Consider the following 14,968-nt stretch of genomic DNA (forward strand, 5'->3'; position numbering starts at 1 on the left):
GGGATACCGCACCGTCGGAGACGGCTGCGTGGCGGGATACCGCGGCGCAGTGGGGTACGGGGCGGTGGGGTACGACGGCGTGGGGTACGGCGGTGCGGCGGGACCCGGCGACGGAGACCCGGCAGCGGCCCACCGGGCCACCGGGTCCCCACCGGCCGACGCCACGGGGCGGGCGGCGTCCGGACGCCCCTGCGCGCCCGGACGGCCGTCCCCCGACCCGGCCCCGGTGGACTCGGGCCGTGGCTGCTGGCCGGGCGGCGGTGTGGACATGCCCCGAGCGTAGGGGCGCACACGGCCCCGGTCGTCGGCCGTTCGGCTCGGCGAACGGGTGCCGGATGTCATCCGATCGGCCAGTCGGGTCGACCCGGAGCGTGGACGCGGCGACCGATCCGCCGCCGGGAGGCTGCCACCAGGCGTCGCACCGATGCCGTCCGTTCGTGAAGGAGACCTCCGATGTCGCAGCCCACCCCCACCGGTCCGTCCGCCTACGGTCCGCCGCCGCAGGGTCCCGGTCAGCCGATGGCCCCGTACGGTCAGCCGACGCCGCCTCCGGTCGCCAGGAAGTCCTGGTTCGCCCAGCACAAGATCCTGACCGGGCTGGGCGCTGTCGTCGTCCTGATCGTCGTGATCGCGATCGCCGGCGGTGGAGGCGGGGACGACGGCACGACACCCGGCACCGCGGCCACCCAGCAGGCGCCCGCGACGGACGACGGCGCCGCGCAGGCACCCGCCGAGGATGTCGCACCGGCCGAGCCCGGTCTCAACGAGCCCGCCGCGGACGGCACCTTCAGCTTCGTGGTGACCGGCGTCGAGACCGGGGTCGCGCAGGTCGGCGGCGAATACCTGACCAGCCAGGCGCAGGGCCAGTACACCCTGGTGCACCTCACGGTCACCAACACCGGCTCCGAGCCGCAGTACATGTTCGCCAGCTCGCAGGAGGCCACCGACGCCCAGGGCCGCACGTTCTCGGTCGACTCCACCGCGACGATCTACGCCGGGGAGACCGACGCCTGGGCCAGCGAGATCAACCCGGGCAACCAGATCACCGGGACCCTGGTGTTCGACATCCCGGCCGACGCCACCCTGTCGACCGTGACGCTGCACGACTCGCCGTTCTCCGGCGGGGTCACCGTCCGCCTGGGCTGAGGCACCCGACGCCGGGTCCGGCCGCCGCACCGGACCCGGCGGGGCGAAATCCGCCGATCCGCTCATCACGCGGCCCTCGCCTCCGATGGAGAACAGCGGGGTGAGCAGATGACCAGGCAGACAGCGGGGCGATCCGAGCGGCACGACGGCCGACCGGACCAGGCCGCATGGCAGATCGCCGAACCGATTCTCAGTGGTACCTGCCTGGCGTTGGCCGAGGTCGAGCCGGACGGCTGGAGCGTGCTGCACGACCTGCACCGACCGGGGTCGGCCTGGGCGGACATCGAGCGGATCGTGGTCGGTCCCGGCGGCATCCTGGTGATGCAGACCCTCCCCGGCCACGGTGAGGTGACGGTCGCGGACGGCACGTTGCGGGTGCGCGGCTACGCCCGGACCCCGGACGTCACCGCCCTGGCCGACGCCGCGGGTGCGGTCACCGCCCTGCTGGCGCCGGAGCACCGTCGGCTGGTCCGGACGGTGCTCGTGCTCTCCGACCAGCGGCTGGCGCCGACCCCGGTGCGCGGGGGCGCGATGGCCGTCGGCGAGCGACAGCTGGCCGACCACGTGCGCTCGATGCCCGCGGTGCTGCCGCTGGCCGAGCTCCCGCTGGTGGTCGACTACCTGACCGCCGAGCTGGGCGACGACACCAGCCCCGAGCAGCTCACCGTCGACGACGTGCTCTACGGCTCCCCCGCACCGATGGTCCCCACCGAGGCCCGCGCCTCCGCGGCGGGATCGGCTGCCCTGGTGCCCGGAGTGGACTGGGTGCTCGAGGACGAGCCCGCGCCGGCACCGGCCCCCGCACCCCGACCGAGCCGGTCGGACCGTCTGCTGCGGTGGGGTACCGCCGGCCTCGTGCTGGCGACGGTCGTCAACGTGGTGCTGGCCCTGCTCGGCGCCTGAGGAACAGGCCGGGGGTCGCCCGCGTTGGGCCGGTCGTGAGCCTGCTCCTGAGCCCCCTGACCCTGCGCGGCACCACCTTCCGGAACCGGATCTGGCTGGCGCCGATGTGCCAGTACTCCGCCGCCGACGACGGCCTGCCGAACGACTGGCACCTCGCCCACCTGGGCGCCCGTGCGGTCGGCGGCTTCGGCCTGGTCCTGACCGAGGCGGCGGCGATCGTGCCGGAGGGCCGGATCTCCCCGCAGGACGTCGGCATCTGGAACGACGACCAGGTCGCGGCCTGGCACCGGATCACCGACTTCCTCCGGGCCCGGGGCGCGCGCTCCGGCATCCAGCTGGCGCACGCCGGTCGCAAGGCGTCGACCTACCGGTTCGACGAGGGCCGTGGCACCGTGCCGGCCGACCAGGGCGGCTGGACCGCGGTCGGCCCCACCGCCGACCCGTTCGCCGGCTACGACGCCCCGCACCAGCTGTCCGAGGCGGAGATCCTCGCGGTCCCCGGCCAGTTCGCGGCCGCGGCGCGTCGTGCGCTGGCCGCCGGGTTCGACGTGGTGGAGGTGCACGCGGCGCACGGTTACCTGCTGCACCAGTTCCTGTCCCCGCTGTCGAACAGCCGCACCGACCGCTGGGGCGGCGACCTCGCGGCCCGCGCGCAGCTCCTGCTGGACACCGTCGACGCGGTCCGCGCCGTGCTGCCGGACACCTCGCCGCTGCTGGTCCGGGTGTCCGCCACGGACTGGACCGACGGCGGTCTGACCGGCGAGGACACCGCGGTGGTCGCGGGCTGGCTGCGGGAGCACGGCGTCGACCTGGTGGACGTCTCCACCGGCGGCAACGTGCACGCGAGCATTCCGGTCGGCCCGGGCTACCAGGTGCCGTTCGCCCGGCAGGTGCGCGACACCGGGATCGCCAGCGGCGCGGTCGGCCTGATCACCACCCCGCACCAGGCGGAGAAGGTGCTGTCCGAGGGCGAGGCGGATGTGGTCCTGCTCGGTCGTCCGGCCCTGTTCGACCCATCCTGGCCGTTGCGCGCGGCCCGCGAGCTCGGCGACGACACCCCGACCCTGGCCTACCACTGGGGCACCCCGCAGGTCGAGGTGCTGCCCGGTCAGCCCACCGGCTGGGCCGCGCAGTACGCCCGCGGCAGCTGGGACTGACGGATCGTCAGTGCACGTCGCCCATCAGGGCGTTGATCCGCCGCATCGCGAGCGTCATCACCACACCGAACGCCACCGCCAGTCCGCCGCACAGCGCGAAGGACAGCACCGGGTCGTCCGCGGTGGCGCTGGCGATCTGCCCGCCGATCGTGGTGCCGACGGAGGTCGCCAGGAACCAGAGCGCGAGGAACTGGCCCAGCGACCCGGTCGGCGCCAGGCGGGTGGTGGCGGACAGCCCGTTGGGCGACAGCAGCAGCTCGCCCCAGGTCTGCAGCAGGTAGACCGCGACCAGCCACCAGACCGTGGCCCGGGTGCCGTCGTCCTGGTAGGCGGACATCGGGACGATCAGGATCAGGAACGAGATCCCGACGATCACCAGCGCGGCCGCGAACTTCACCGACGTGCGCGGTGCCCGGTCCCCCCAGCGCAGCCAGATCGCGGAGAACACCGGGGCGAAGACGATGATGAACAGCGGTTCGATCGACTGGGTCCAGGACGCCGGGATCGAGAAGCCGCTGGTCACCGCGAGGTTCGTCACCTGCTCGGCGAACAGGCTCAGGGTGGAGCCGGACTGCTCGAACACCATCCAGAACACCGCGGCGCCCAGGAACAGCCAGATGAAGGCGGTGACCCGCCGTCGCGCGGTCGGGTCGGCGGAGTCGCGGGTCGAACGCAGGATCCGCCAGAAGTACCAGACCGGCACCACCAGGATCAGGATCGCCACCGCGGAGGTCACCGCGGTGACCGGCGCCTGACCGAGCAGCGACAGCAGCCCGACCAGCGCCGCCAGTCCGACCCCCACGATCGCGGCGACGACGCCGAGCGAGCGCCGCTCCCGGCCGGTGGCGGGCAGGTCCGGCTGGTCGCCCACGCCGTGCAGGCGTCGGCGGCCGATCGCGTACTGGACCAGTCCCAGGGTCATGCCGACCCCCGCCGCACCGAAGCCGAGGTGCCAGTCGTACTGCTGGCCGAGCCAGCCGCAGACCAGCGGGGCGGCGAAGGAGCCGAGGTTGATCCCCATGTAGAACAGGGAGAACCCGGCGTCCCGCTTGTCGTCTCCCTCGGTGTAGAGCTTGCCGACCATGCCGGAGATGTTCGGCTTCAGCAGCCCGGTGCCGAGCGCGATGGCGACCAGGCCGAGCCAGAACGTCGCCTCGCTCGGCACCGCCATCAGGAAGTGACCGCCCGCGATGACGATCCCGCCCCAGAGCACGGCCCGGCGCAGACCGATCAGCCGGTCCGCGATCCAGCCGCCCGCCAGCGGGGTCAGGTAGACCAGTCCGGAGTAGGTGCCGTAGATCGCCTTCGCCACCCCGTCGTCGAGCGCGAGCCCGGGGTTCGGGTCGGTGAGCGGCTGCACCAGGTACAGCACCAACAGCGCCCGCATGCCGTAGTAGGAGAACCGCTCCCACATCTCGACGAAGAACAGCGTGGACAGCGCGCGGGGATGACCGAAGAACGTCTTCTCTGCCGGGGTGAGGGTCGACACTCGTCGAGGCTAGGGGCGCCCCCGGATTCGGGCGACCGTGCGCCCCCGCAGGAGCACCCCTGCCGGACGTCCGGCCCGATGCTAGGTTCCGGACAGCCGCTGGACGCCGGGTCGCGCACGACCGCGACGACCCGGGCGGCGGCGCACCGACTCGACGAGGAGCACGGCCGGCATGACCACACGAGGCACGTCCCTGATCCCCACCGCCCAGCGCGGTCGTCCCGTCGTCCCCACCCGCGCCCGCTGGCAGCCGCTCGGCCTCGACCAGGTCCGGATCACCGACGGCTTCTGGGCCGACCTGCAGGACCGCAACGCCCGCACGATGATCGACCACTGCGAGCGCTGGATCGAGCGGATGGGCTGGGCGGGCAACTTCGACGCCGCCGTCCAGGGCCGGCTGCCCGGCGACCGGCAGGGCCGCGAGTTCTCGGACTCCGAGGTCTACAAGCTGCTGGAGGCGATGTCCTGGGAGGTCGGCCGTACCGGCGACCCCGCGCTGGAGACCCGGCTGCTCGCCCTCACCGCCCGGGTCGCCGCCGCGCAGGAGCCGGACGGCTACCTCAACACCATGTTCGGCCGTCCCGGTCAGGGCGCCCGGTGGTCCGACCTGGAGTGGGGGCACGAGCTGTACTGCGCCGGCCACCTGATCCAGGCCGGTGTCGCCCGGGCCCGCAGCGTCGACGACCGCGCGTCCGACCCCCTGGTCCGGGTCGCCCTCCGGCTCGCCGACCACGTGTGCGGCGTGTTCGGCGCCGACGGCGACCAGCGGGTCTGCGGCCATCCGGAGATCGAGGTCGCCCTGGTCGAGCTGTTCCGGGTCACCGGCGACCGCCGCTACCTCGACCAGGCCCGGCTGTTCGTCGACCGCCGCGGCCACGGCGTCCTGGCCGACATCGGCCTCGGCCGCAGCTACTTCCAGGACGACGAGCCGGTCCGCGAGTCCACGGTACTGCGCGGCCACGCCGTCCGGGCGCTCTACCTGGCCTCCGGCGCCGCCGACCTGGCCGTGGAGGACGACGACGCCGACCTGCTCGCCGCCGTGATCGGCCAGGTCCGCACCACCCTGGCCCGCCGCACCTACCTGACCGGCGGGATGGGCGCCCACCACGAGGGCGAGTCCTTCGGCCAGGACTGGGAGCTCCCGCCGGACCGGTCCTACTCCGAGACCTGCGCGGGCATCGCCTCGGTGATGACCAACCACCGGCTGCTCCTGCAGACCGCCGACCCCCGGCACGCCGACGCCGTCGAGCGCACCCTGTTCAACGTGCTCGCGGCCTCCCCCTCCGCCGAGGGCACCGCGTTCTTCTACACCAACCCGTTGCAGCAGCGCGTCCCCGGCGAGGTCCCCGACCCCACCGTCCCCAGCCCGCGGGCCTCCTCCTCCCTGCGCGCGCCGTGGTTCCACGTCTCCTGCTGCCCGACCAACGTCACCCGCACCGTCGCCGCGCTCGCGAGCTACCTGGCCACCGCCGACGACCACGGCGTCCAGCTGCACCAGTACGCCCCCGCCACCATCCGGACCGGGGACCTGGACCTCACCGTGACCACCGGCTACCCCGTGGACGGACGGATCGAGATCACCGCCGTCACCGCGCCCGACGAGTGGACCCTGACGCTCCGGATCCCGTCCTGGGCCACCGGCGCCGTCCTGACCGGCGCGGACGGCGCCGAGCTCGCCGTCGCGCCCGGGTACCCGGCGGTCCCCGGGCCGCGCGCCGGGCAGACCGTGGTGCTCGACCTGCCGGTGCACCCGCGCTGGACCGTCGCCGACCCACGGATGGACGCCGTGCGCGGCCAGGCCGCCGTCGAGGCCGGACCGCTGGTGTACGCGCTGGAGAGCACCGACCTGGGCGCGGACGTCGCCGCCGCCCGGGCCACCGGCGACGCCCCGCGCCGGGACGCTGACGGTCGGGTCGTGATCCGGGCCCGGGTGGACTCGATCCCGTCCCACGACTGGCCGTACGGGGTCGCGGAGGTGTCGGAGCCCGGCGAGCTGCGGGACGTGACGCTGGTGCCGTACCACGCGTGGGGGAACCGCGGGCCGTCGACCATGCGGGTGTGGCTGCCGCGCGAGGGGGTCCAGGAGGCGTAGGGCGACCAGCGGGTCAGTAGGTGTACGGCGTCGGTCCGCCGGCGGGGTCGCGCTGCGCGTCCAGCTCCGTGACCCGGTCCTCCACCAGGCGCCGCGCCTCCGCGAGGTCGGCGGCCTCGACCCGGAGCGGGTCGGTGTCGGACGGGCGGGCGCCGTGCACGGTGTAGCGCACCGCGTACGTCCCGCTGTAGATCTCCGCGATGGTGTCCGTCCGGTAGGTCACCGGCAGCAGGGCGGTCGACCCGTCCGCCATCTCGTAGGGCAGCGCGCCCGGGAGATCGCCGGGCGCCATGCTGCTGTAGAGGCCCTCGTGGTCCCAGGCGGTGGACGCCTGCCGCAGAGGCACCCGGGCGAGGAGCGCCGAGTCGACCGGCACCACGGAGATCCGGCCACCCTGCAACAGCGCCGACACGGCCAGTCCGCCGATCTCGCGGGTGCCGTCGACGTCCGGTGAGGCGTGCAGCGCGTCGTCGCTGACACCGCTGAGGTAGCTCAACGACGTGTTCTGCCGGTAGCCGTCCGGGGTGTCCTCCAGGTCGGAGGTCCAGGTCAGGTCCGGTGATTCGCCCAGCGAGCCGAATCCGTAGGCCGGATCCAGCACGTCGTAGCGCACCGCACCGTCCACCCGGTCCCAGCTGAGACGGAGCACGCCGTCGTCGTCGACCTCCGCGGTGACCTCCGGCCGGGGCCGGTAGTCCTCCACGGTGAACCGCTGCACGGGCAGGGTGTCCAGCGGCTCACCGGTGGTCAGGTCCGCCAGTTGCACCAGGTAGTACTCCGGGGCGGCGCCCCACCGTTCCCCGAGCGCGATGTCGGCGGAGTCGTCGCTGCCCGAGACGGACAACACGGTGTCGTAGGACGGCGAGACCTCGATCGTGGAGCCGGTGTCGTCGTCGTAGGAGCGGCCCACCCAGGCGTCCGGTGCCGGAACGGTGAGGTCGGCGTCGAGGTAGACCCGGATCAGGTCCCCCGGGGTGCGCCAGCCCTCGACCGAGGAGTCCCACCGATCGGGATCGCCCTGGAAGGTGAAGACCGTGTCGGCGTCGACGACGCCCAGGTCGGTGAGCTCGATCGGCAGGCCGTAGGGCGCCAACTCGCTGCCCATGCCGGCGATGTCGTCGGAGGAGTCGCCACCGGACCCACCGGACACGGCGCTGACGACGCCGACCCCGACGATGACCGCGGCGGTGATCAGGCCTCCGATCCAGGACCCCCGGGTGCGGGCGGCCCGGGTGCCGGCCGCTCGGCCGCCACGTCGGGTGCGCGCCCGGCCCGTGGTGGCGGACGGGGCGGGACCGGTGCCGGACGGCGTCCGCGCACCGGGACGGGATCCGCGCGATCCGGGCAGGTCGGTGCCGGCCCGGCCGGGAACGACCAGGTCGTCGGCGCGCCGACCCGGCCGGGACCCCGGGGTGACCAGGTCCGCCGGCCGGCCGGCGGACCTCGACGCGGCGGGGTCGATCAGCCGGCGCGGTGCGGGTTCCCGGGGCGACCTGTCGCCCGGGAGCGCGATCCGGCCGGCCTGGTCGGGCAGCGGGAACTCCTGCCGGGGTCGGCGGACCTCGCGGACGACGACCGCGTCGGCCACGGTCCCGGCATAGCCCTCGGCACGCCGGTCCCGGCGTCGACGACGGGACCGCTTCCGGCCGGTCGGCTCCGGTGGCGGCATCGTCCACTCGGCGGGGTAGGCGCTGGTCGAGGGCGCGGCGGGTTCTCCGGCCCACTCCTCCAGCAGGTCGTCGGCCTCGCGCTGCCGCTCGGTCTGCCGCCAGGGGGTGTCGTCCTGGCTCACGGCGCGGTCACCGTCCATCGGCCCGCAGCCAGGTCGATCAACCGGGGCAGGATGACGTCCCCGGCGACCCGCAGGCCGTCGTGCAGGTACTCGTTGGTCGCCCACACCTGGGCCTGGCCGACCCGGGAGGCGGTGTCCCGCGCGAGGTCGATGTCGACGTAGGGATCGTCCAGGTACTGCGCGGCGGCCAGCGGGACCTCGTTCGACGCCAGCCGGTCGAGGTCGTAGAGCCGGGGCCACTCGGTGCGGGCGGCGAGCAGCTCGGCGGCGCCCTGGAACGGGCGCAGCGCGGCGATGTCACGGAACATCCAGCTGAAGACCGCCTCGCCGGTCAGGGCCAGCGGCCGCGCGGCGGCGTCGAAGGCCGGCCGGCGGTCGCGTTCCTGCTCGGCCGCCCACCCGCCGGTCCGCTCGCCCTGGTGGTAGATGACCTCCTGCAACGGCATGTACAGCGGGTTGCCGTCGAATCCGGTCTCGGTCTGGACCCACTGCAGGAACGCGGGCGAGGGCACGGCGTCCTCGTCGGCGTCGATCAGATCCAACGCCCAGTGCAGGCCGTCCACGCCGGAGCTCATCCCGAAGGACATCCCGAGCGTCCGCAGTCGTTCCACGTGGAACGGGTCGCCGTTCGGCAGTCGGACATCGCCGCCGGTCAGGCGGTCCGCGAGCGCCTCGATCCGTCGTTGGTCGTCCGGGTAGCGGGTGGCGAACGCACGGTTGCGCGCCTCCTGACGGGTGAAGGTCCGCGCGTACACGTCCTCGGCGGTGGCGGTGACGCCGGGCAGACCACCGGTGACGTAGCAGGCGGTCAGCGCCTCCGGGTGCCGGGACAGGTAGGTCAGCGTGCAGAAGCCCCCGTAGGACTGCCCGAGCGTCGACCACCGACGGCCGCCGTAGACCGCGTGCCGCAGCAGCTCGGCGTCCTCGATGATGGCGTCGGCGCGGAAGCACGCCAGGTACTCCGCGGCGGTCGCCGGGTCCATCGCGGCCACCGTGCGACCGTCGATCCGCGACGACCGCCCGGTCCCCCGCTGGTCGAGCAGCACCACCCGGTGCGTCCGCAGCGCCGTGGACCACCAGCCGCCGCCGAGCGGGCGCGGGCTCGCGCCACCGGGACCGCCCTGCAGGAAGAGCAGCAGCGGCAGGTCCTCGGCGTCCCGGCCGGGGTCGACCAGTTCGCGAGCGAACACCTGGATGCTGCCGAACCGGCTCGGGTCGTCGTGGTCGACCGGCACGGTGATCACGTGCTCACGGACCCGGTGCGGCGGTAGGTCGCGGGACGGCGCGGTCGTCGGGGCGTCGGTCGGCGCGGGCTCGGCGGTCACGCCGTCAGCGTAGGCGGCGGCCGTGCGTCCGCGATGTTTCGCTCGCGTCACCACCGCCGATCGGGGTAACACCTGCGTGAAATCCCCTGCCGACGGGTTGTCCGCCCCACCGGACCGTCCGGACACTCGGCGCTACCGACGGGCGAGCGGGGGGTCGACGATGAGCACCACGGAAGCGGCTGGACGACGAAGGCCTGGGCCGATCGCGGGACTGGTCGCGTGGGGCTGTCCGCCGGACTGGCTGCGCGACGGTCTGTGCGCGGCGTGGGGCTGGGAGCCGCGGCGGACCCGGCTCCGACTGATCGCGGCCGACCTGCACGCCAGCTTCCTGGTCCTGGTCGACGACCTGCCGGTCGCCGTCGCACGGCTGTCGGTGCCGCCGTACATGGAGGACACCGCGGCGGCGGAGTCCGAGGTGGCCTGGATGACGGACCTGGAGGCCGCCGGGGTGGTCCATGTGCCCGCGGTGATCACCCCGGCCGACGGCCGGGACGTCGCCCTGCTGGCGGACGACGACGACCGGCACTGGATCTGCCTCACCACCACCTGGGCCGGCGGCCGCACGGTGCGGGACGAGCTGGACCGCTCCGACGTCGACCCGCTGGACTGGATGTCACTGCTCGGTTCCACGGCCGCCCGGATGCACGAGCACGCGCTCGGCTACCAGCGCCCGCGCGACTTCGTCCGGCCGACCTGGGACACCGCGGACCTGGTCGGACCGGAGGCGCGCTGGGGCAACTGGCACACCGTGGACCTCGACCCCACGGCGCTGGCCGTGCTGCTCCGGGCCGAGCAGGCGGCGCTGGACGTCCTGCACGGCGCGTCCCGTGCGCCCGACGCGTGGGGCCTGGTCCACGGCGACCTGCGCCCGGAGAAGCTGGTGTCGGGGCCGGGCGGGGTCACGGTGATCGACTTCGACAGCTGCGGGTTCAGCTGGTTCATGCTCGACCTGGCGGCGGCTCTGGTCGCCTCGGGCGGGTCGGCGGAGCACGCGCAGGCCTGGGCGGCCGGATACCAGCGGGTGCGGCCGCTCACCCGGGGCGACGCCGCGGTGGCGAGCGCCCTGGTGGTGCTGCGCCGATTGCAGCTGCTCGGTCGCGCCCGGGAGGTCGAGCCGATCAGTCCAGTCGTGCGGGCGGCCGAGGAGTTCCTGCGCGATCCCGGCTGGCTGCTGCGGTGACCACCTCGGGTCCGTCTGTCCACAGGCGGCGCCGTGCCGCGGTGGTCCCCAGGCCTCAGGGCTGATCCTCGACGCCGGTGCGGCGCGCGATCCACGCTGTCCGGACCGACGACCAGCACCGGGAGGCCAGCACGATGATCGCCGCACAGCCCAGGGCGCCGACCGTGTACGCCGCCAGGTCCGACGCCGTGAAGGTGGTGCCCAGCACCAGACGCGCGGGCGGCACCGCCTCGCCGATCGCCGCCGGGACACCGGTGAGCTGCGCGAGCTCGACCAGCCAGCACCAGGCGAGGCCGAGCGTGGTGTGCACCCGCCAGGACCGGCCCGGGAGCAGGAGGCGGGCCAGCAGCACGGCCATCACGGCGTACAACGCGTCGCCGGTCGCGGCCGCCCACGGACCGGCGCCCAGCCGGGTCACCGCGAGGCCGAGCGGCACGACGAGAGCGAGGGCGGTCGCGGTCCCCGCCCGGGACCGGACGCCTGGACGTGGCAGGGCAGTGAGACGGGACCAGACAGCGGGACGGGGCAGGGCGGCGGGACGGGGCAAGGCGGCGGGACGGAGCCGGGTGACGGCCGGTGCCGTGCCGGGCGTCGCAGCACGGCGGGACGTCCGGGTCGCTGGCCTGGTCACGCCTCCGAGCCTAGGAGCCTCCTCCGCTCCCGCGGTGGGGTCCCCGGGCCGAGCCGGTGCGCATCCGGTGTGGGTGTGATGTGTCATGGTTCGGCGGTGCCCAGCTCCACCCGATCCACCCGCTCACGCCGGCCCGCCGGCACCCGGCCCGCCAGCCGATCCCGTCGGCCCGCCGGGCGGAGCGGATCCGCCGCCCCGCTCGGCGTCCTGGTCTCCGGCGGCGCACGGCGCCGTCGTCGGCTCGGGTGGCTCTGGCTGCTGCTGGTCGTCGCGGTCGCGATCGGGGCCGGGCTGCCCGCCTGGCAGCAGCACCAGGACTCCGCGCGCTTCCCGGTCACCACCGCCGACCTGGACCGGGCCGAGCAGGAGCTGGACGGACTGGAGGTGAAGGGCCGCGCCCCCCGCACCGGCTACAGCCGGGACGAGTTCGGCGCCGCCTGGGCGGATGTCGACCACAACGGGTGCGACACCCGCAACGACGTGCTCGCCCGGGACCTGACCGACCTCACGTTCAAGGAGGACACCCAGGACTGCGTCGTGCTCACCGGCACGCTGGACGACCCCTACGGCGGCGAGACGATCGACTTCGAGCGCGGCCCGGACAGCGCGGCGGTGCAGATCGACCACGTGGTCGCGCTGTCCGATGCGTGGCAGAAGGGCGCCCAGCAGTGGGACGCCGACACGCGCAAGGAGTTCGCCAACGACCCCGCGAACCTGCTCGCGGTCGACGGCGGGATCAACCAGTCCAAGGGCGACGGGGACGCGGCGACCTGGCTGCCGCCCAGCACCGGGTTCCGGTGCGCGTACGTGGTGCAGCAGATCCGGGTGAAGGCGGCCTACGGGCTGTGGGTGACCGAGGCCGAGGCGGACGCGATGGACCGGCAGCTCGGGACCTGCGTCACCGTCGACTGAGCGTGCCGTCCAGCAGCCACCAGCCGCCCAGCGCCAGCCCGCCCAGGCAGACCAGCAGCAGCGCCGCCACCCAGAATCCACCGGGCAGCGGGGTGAGCCGGGCCAGCACATCCGCGTCGGACCCACCGGACCCCCGTCCGCCGCGACGTCGGCCCGCCTGCATCTCCAGCACCGCCCGGGGCGATCCGAGCAGCAGGAACCAGGTCACCGCGTACGCCACCGCGACCTGCATTGCCGCGGTCCCCCACCAGCTCACGGCGACCAGCAGCACGCCGGTGACCAGCACCGCCCACAGGCCGTACCAGTTGCGGATCTGCACCAGCAGCAGGGCGAGCGCGATCAGCAACAGCCAGAGCAGCCCGACGGCGTACCCGCGGCCGAGCAGCCAGGCCGCACCCAGGCCCAGCACCGCCGGGCCTGGGTAGCCGGCGAACGCGGTGGCCACCATGCCTGGTCCCCGTGGCTTCCCCACCGACACGGTCAGCCCGGAGGTGTCCGAGTGCAGGCGCACGCCGGACAGTCGTCGGCCGGAGAGCACGGCCACCACGGCGTGCGCGGACTCGTGCACGATGGTCAGCAGGTGCCGGGCCAGGTGCCACGCCCACGGCACGACCAGGACGACCAGCACCGCCGCCAGGGTCCCCACCACCACCAGCGGATCGGCGGCCGGCTGGACGGTGGTCGCGCGACGCCAGATCTCCGCGAGCACGTCGCTCATCGCCGCCTCACAGGTCGTCCAGCAGCACGTCCTGCAGGTTCAGCGTGACCCGGAGCCCGCCGTCCACCACCTGCGCGTCGGTGATCGTGGCCTGGGCCGCGAGCTGATCGGTGATCCCGGCCAGGTTCCCCAGCTGATCGCTCAGGTCGAGCGGGAGTTGGACCGCGTCCACCGTGAGACCGCCGATGGTGGTCTGGGTGATCGTGGCGGTCAGTGCGCCGTCCGTCGCTGTGACCTGCAGGTTCACGGTCAACGGCACGCCCAGCGCCTCGCCGGAGAGCACCAGTTCCCCGTCCTGCTCGGCCACCTGGAGGTCCCAGCCGGTGCGGTCGGACAGCAGGGTCTGCAGGGTCGACGACGGCAGGGTGGCGGTGACGACGACCTGGTCCGCGCCGCGCTCGCCCCGGATCCGCACGCCGGTCGCGCTGGCCTCGACATCCACGATGTCGACCCCGCGGATCTGCGCCACGTCGGAGTCGACCCGGACGTCGCGCAGCTCACCCCGGATCAGCTGCGGCAGCACCGGATGTTCCGGCACGTCCACGCTGATGCTGGTGTCGGTGTTCAGGCCGTTGCGCAGCGCGTCGGTGGCGAGGCTCTGCACCAGGGCGCGGCTCGCGAACTCGGCGAGCAGCGCCCCGCCCGCGAGCAGCACGAGGGCGAGGACGAAGGTGACCAGGCAGCCGCGGCGGCGGCGTCGATCGGCAGACACGGCCCCGAGCGTACGGGTGCGACCTGGTCCGCGGTCGCCGACCCGGGTGATCTCCTCCGGACGTTCACCCCTCCACCCACGACCGGTTGCGGACCCCGTGGCCCCCGCGTTGACTCGGTCCACGTCGGCGCAGGACCGACGACCACCCCTGGACGAGGAGCAGGTCATGGGCATCGGCGACTACGTGAACAAGGCGAAGCAGGCGCTGGCCGGCCGGGAGGAACAGGTCGCCGGCGCCCTGGACAAGGCCGCCGACGCGGTGAAGTCCCGCAGCTCCGGCGACACCGACCGCAAGATCGACTCCGCGGTCGACAAGGCCAAGGGCTTCCTGGACAAGCAGGCCGACAAGCACCGTGATGACGGGCCGGACACCACCGGCCGCCCCGGTCCGACCACCCACTGAGCGGAGGCCCCGTGCCGCACCAGCACCACCCGGAGACCGACCGGCCGACCGGCCACGACCCGCTGCCTCCCGTGCTGCTGGTGCTGCACGGCGCCCGCGGCGACCTGGCCAAGCGCCTGGTGCTGCCCGCCCTCGCGGACCTGTCCGCGGCCGGGCTGCTGCCGGAACGCTGGACGCTGCTGGGCACCGGCCGACGCGAGATCGACGACCACGAGTTCACCGACCTGGTGCACGACGCCCTTGAGGAGTTCGGGCACGACGGCACCGAGCCGGACGCGCTCGACGGTCACCTGTACTACGCCCGCAGCTTCACCGAGGACGACCCCGGCGACCTGGTCGACGCCATCGCCCACGCCACCGAGGACCTCACCGACGGCGACGACGCACCGACCGTGGTGCACTACCTGGCCGTGCCGCCGAGCGCCTTCGCCCCGACCACGCGCGGGCTGCGTGCGCACCACCTGACCGAAGGGATCCGGGTGGTGTATGAGAAGCCGTACGGCACCTC

Annotated in this window: 13 protein-coding genes and 1 pseudogene; 8 read left to right on the plus strand and 6 right to left on the minus strand. The window is 74.1% G+C overall.

Annotated elements, in window-relative coordinates; translation table 11 throughout:
* The first annotated feature begins 453 nt into the window (after positions 1-453).
* The 3 genes from OGL89_RS15515 (at position 454) to OGL89_RS15525 (ending at position 3,206) form a co-directional block, all read left to right on the plus strand.
* Positions 454-1,146, plus strand: coding sequence for a DUF4352 domain-containing protein (locus OGL89_RS15515; protein ID WP_263121067.1), 693 nt, complete (start codon positions 454-456; stop codon positions 1,144-1,146).
* A 108-nt stretch (positions 1,147-1,254) separates the two neighbouring features.
* The gene (locus tag OGL89_RS15520; protein WP_263121068.1) at positions 1,255-2,049 is read left to right on the plus strand and encodes a hypothetical protein; all 795 of its coding nucleotides are present in this window, start codon (positions 1,255-1,257) and stop codon (positions 2,047-2,049) included.
* 35 nt (positions 2,050-2,084) lie between these two features.
* Positions 2,085-3,206 (plus strand): NADH:flavin oxidoreductase/NADH oxidase, encoded by a 1,122-nt coding sequence (locus tag OGL89_RS15525; RefSeq protein WP_263121069.1) that lies wholly within the window; start codon positions 2,085-2,087, stop codon positions 3,204-3,206.
* Positions 3,207-3,213: 7 nt separating this feature from the next.
* Here OGL89_RS15525 and OGL89_RS15530 read toward each other — a convergent pair whose 3' ends face one another.
* Positions 3,214-4,695, minus strand: coding sequence for a peptide MFS transporter (locus tag OGL89_RS15530; protein WP_263121070.1), 1,482 nt, complete (start codon positions 4,693-4,695; stop codon positions 3,214-3,216).
* 172 nt (positions 4,696-4,867) lie between these two features.
* On the opposite strand from OGL89_RS15530, the gene OGL89_RS15535 reads away from it, so the two are divergent.
* Positions 4,868-6,787 (plus strand): beta-L-arabinofuranosidase domain-containing protein, encoded by a 1,920-nt coding sequence (locus OGL89_RS15535; protein WP_263121071.1) that lies wholly within the window; start codon positions 4,868-4,870, stop codon positions 6,785-6,787.
* 13 nt (positions 6,788-6,800) lie between these two features.
* On the opposite strand, the gene OGL89_RS15540 is transcribed toward OGL89_RS15535, so the two are convergent.
* The gene (locus tag OGL89_RS15540) at positions 6,801-8,579 is read right to left on the minus strand and encodes a hypothetical protein (protein ID WP_263121072.1); all 1,779 of its coding nucleotides are present in this window, start codon (positions 8,577-8,579) and stop codon (positions 6,801-6,803) included.
* Entirely contained in the window at positions 8,576-9,904 is a 1,329-nt protein-coding gene (locus tag OGL89_RS15545) for an alpha/beta hydrolase (RefSeq protein ID WP_263121073.1), read from the minus strand. Before OGL89_RS15545 ends, OGL89_RS15540 begins: the two co-directional genes overlap by 4 nt.
* A gap of 160 nt (positions 9,905-10,064) precedes the next feature.
* Between OGL89_RS15545 and OGL89_RS15550 the strand changes: the two genes are divergently transcribed.
* Positions 10,065-11,084 carry a phosphotransferase gene (locus tag OGL89_RS15550; protein ID WP_263121074.1) on the plus strand — a complete coding sequence of 340 codons (1,020 nt, stop codon included), beginning with the start codon at positions 10,065-10,067 and terminating at the stop codon, positions 11,082-11,084.
* A gap of 55 nt (positions 11,085-11,139) precedes the next feature.
* Here OGL89_RS15550 and OGL89_RS15555 read toward each other — a convergent pair whose 3' ends face one another.
* A complete protein-coding gene (locus OGL89_RS15555; RefSeq protein WP_263121075.1) occupies positions 11,140-11,520 on the minus strand; it encodes a DUF2809 domain-containing protein in 381 nt (126 codons plus the stop codon).
* A 291-nt stretch (positions 11,521-11,811) separates the two neighbouring features.
* Between OGL89_RS15555 and OGL89_RS15560 the strand changes: the two genes are divergently transcribed.
* Positions 11,812-12,627 carry an HNH endonuclease family protein gene (locus OGL89_RS15560; RefSeq protein ID WP_263121076.1) on the plus strand — a complete coding sequence of 272 codons (816 nt, stop codon included), beginning with the start codon at positions 11,812-11,814 and terminating at the stop codon, positions 12,625-12,627.
* Here OGL89_RS15560 and OGL89_RS15565 read toward each other — a convergent pair.
* Complete coding sequence (locus OGL89_RS15565) at positions 12,614-13,345, minus strand: M50 family metallopeptidase (RefSeq protein ID WP_263121077.1); 732 nt, start codon at positions 13,343-13,345, stop codon at positions 12,614-12,616. The genes OGL89_RS15560 and OGL89_RS15565 overlap by 14 nt on opposite strands.
* 7 nt (positions 13,346-13,352) lie before the next feature.
* Positions 13,353-14,057: a DUF2993 domain-containing protein gene (locus tag OGL89_RS15570; protein WP_263121078.1), complete on the minus strand. Its 705-nt coding sequence runs from the start codon at positions 14,055-14,057 to the stop codon at positions 13,353-13,355.
* A gap of 166 nt (positions 14,058-14,223) precedes the next feature.
* Here OGL89_RS15570 and OGL89_RS15575 point away from each other — a divergent pair, with 166 nt between their 5' ends.
* Positions 14,224-14,460 (plus strand): antitoxin, encoded by a 237-nt coding sequence (locus OGL89_RS15575; RefSeq protein WP_263121079.1) that lies wholly within the window; start codon positions 14,224-14,226, stop codon positions 14,458-14,460.
* Positions 14,461-14,471: 11 nt separating this feature from the next.
* Positions 14,472-14,968 (plus strand): annotated as a pseudogene (locus tag OGL89_RS15580) (hypothetical protein); the annotation flags it as partial.

This window comes from Cellulomonas sp. RIT-PI-Y (assembly GCF_025642745.1).
GTDB lineage: Bacteria > Actinomycetota > Actinomycetes > Actinomycetales > Cellulomonadaceae > Cellulomonas.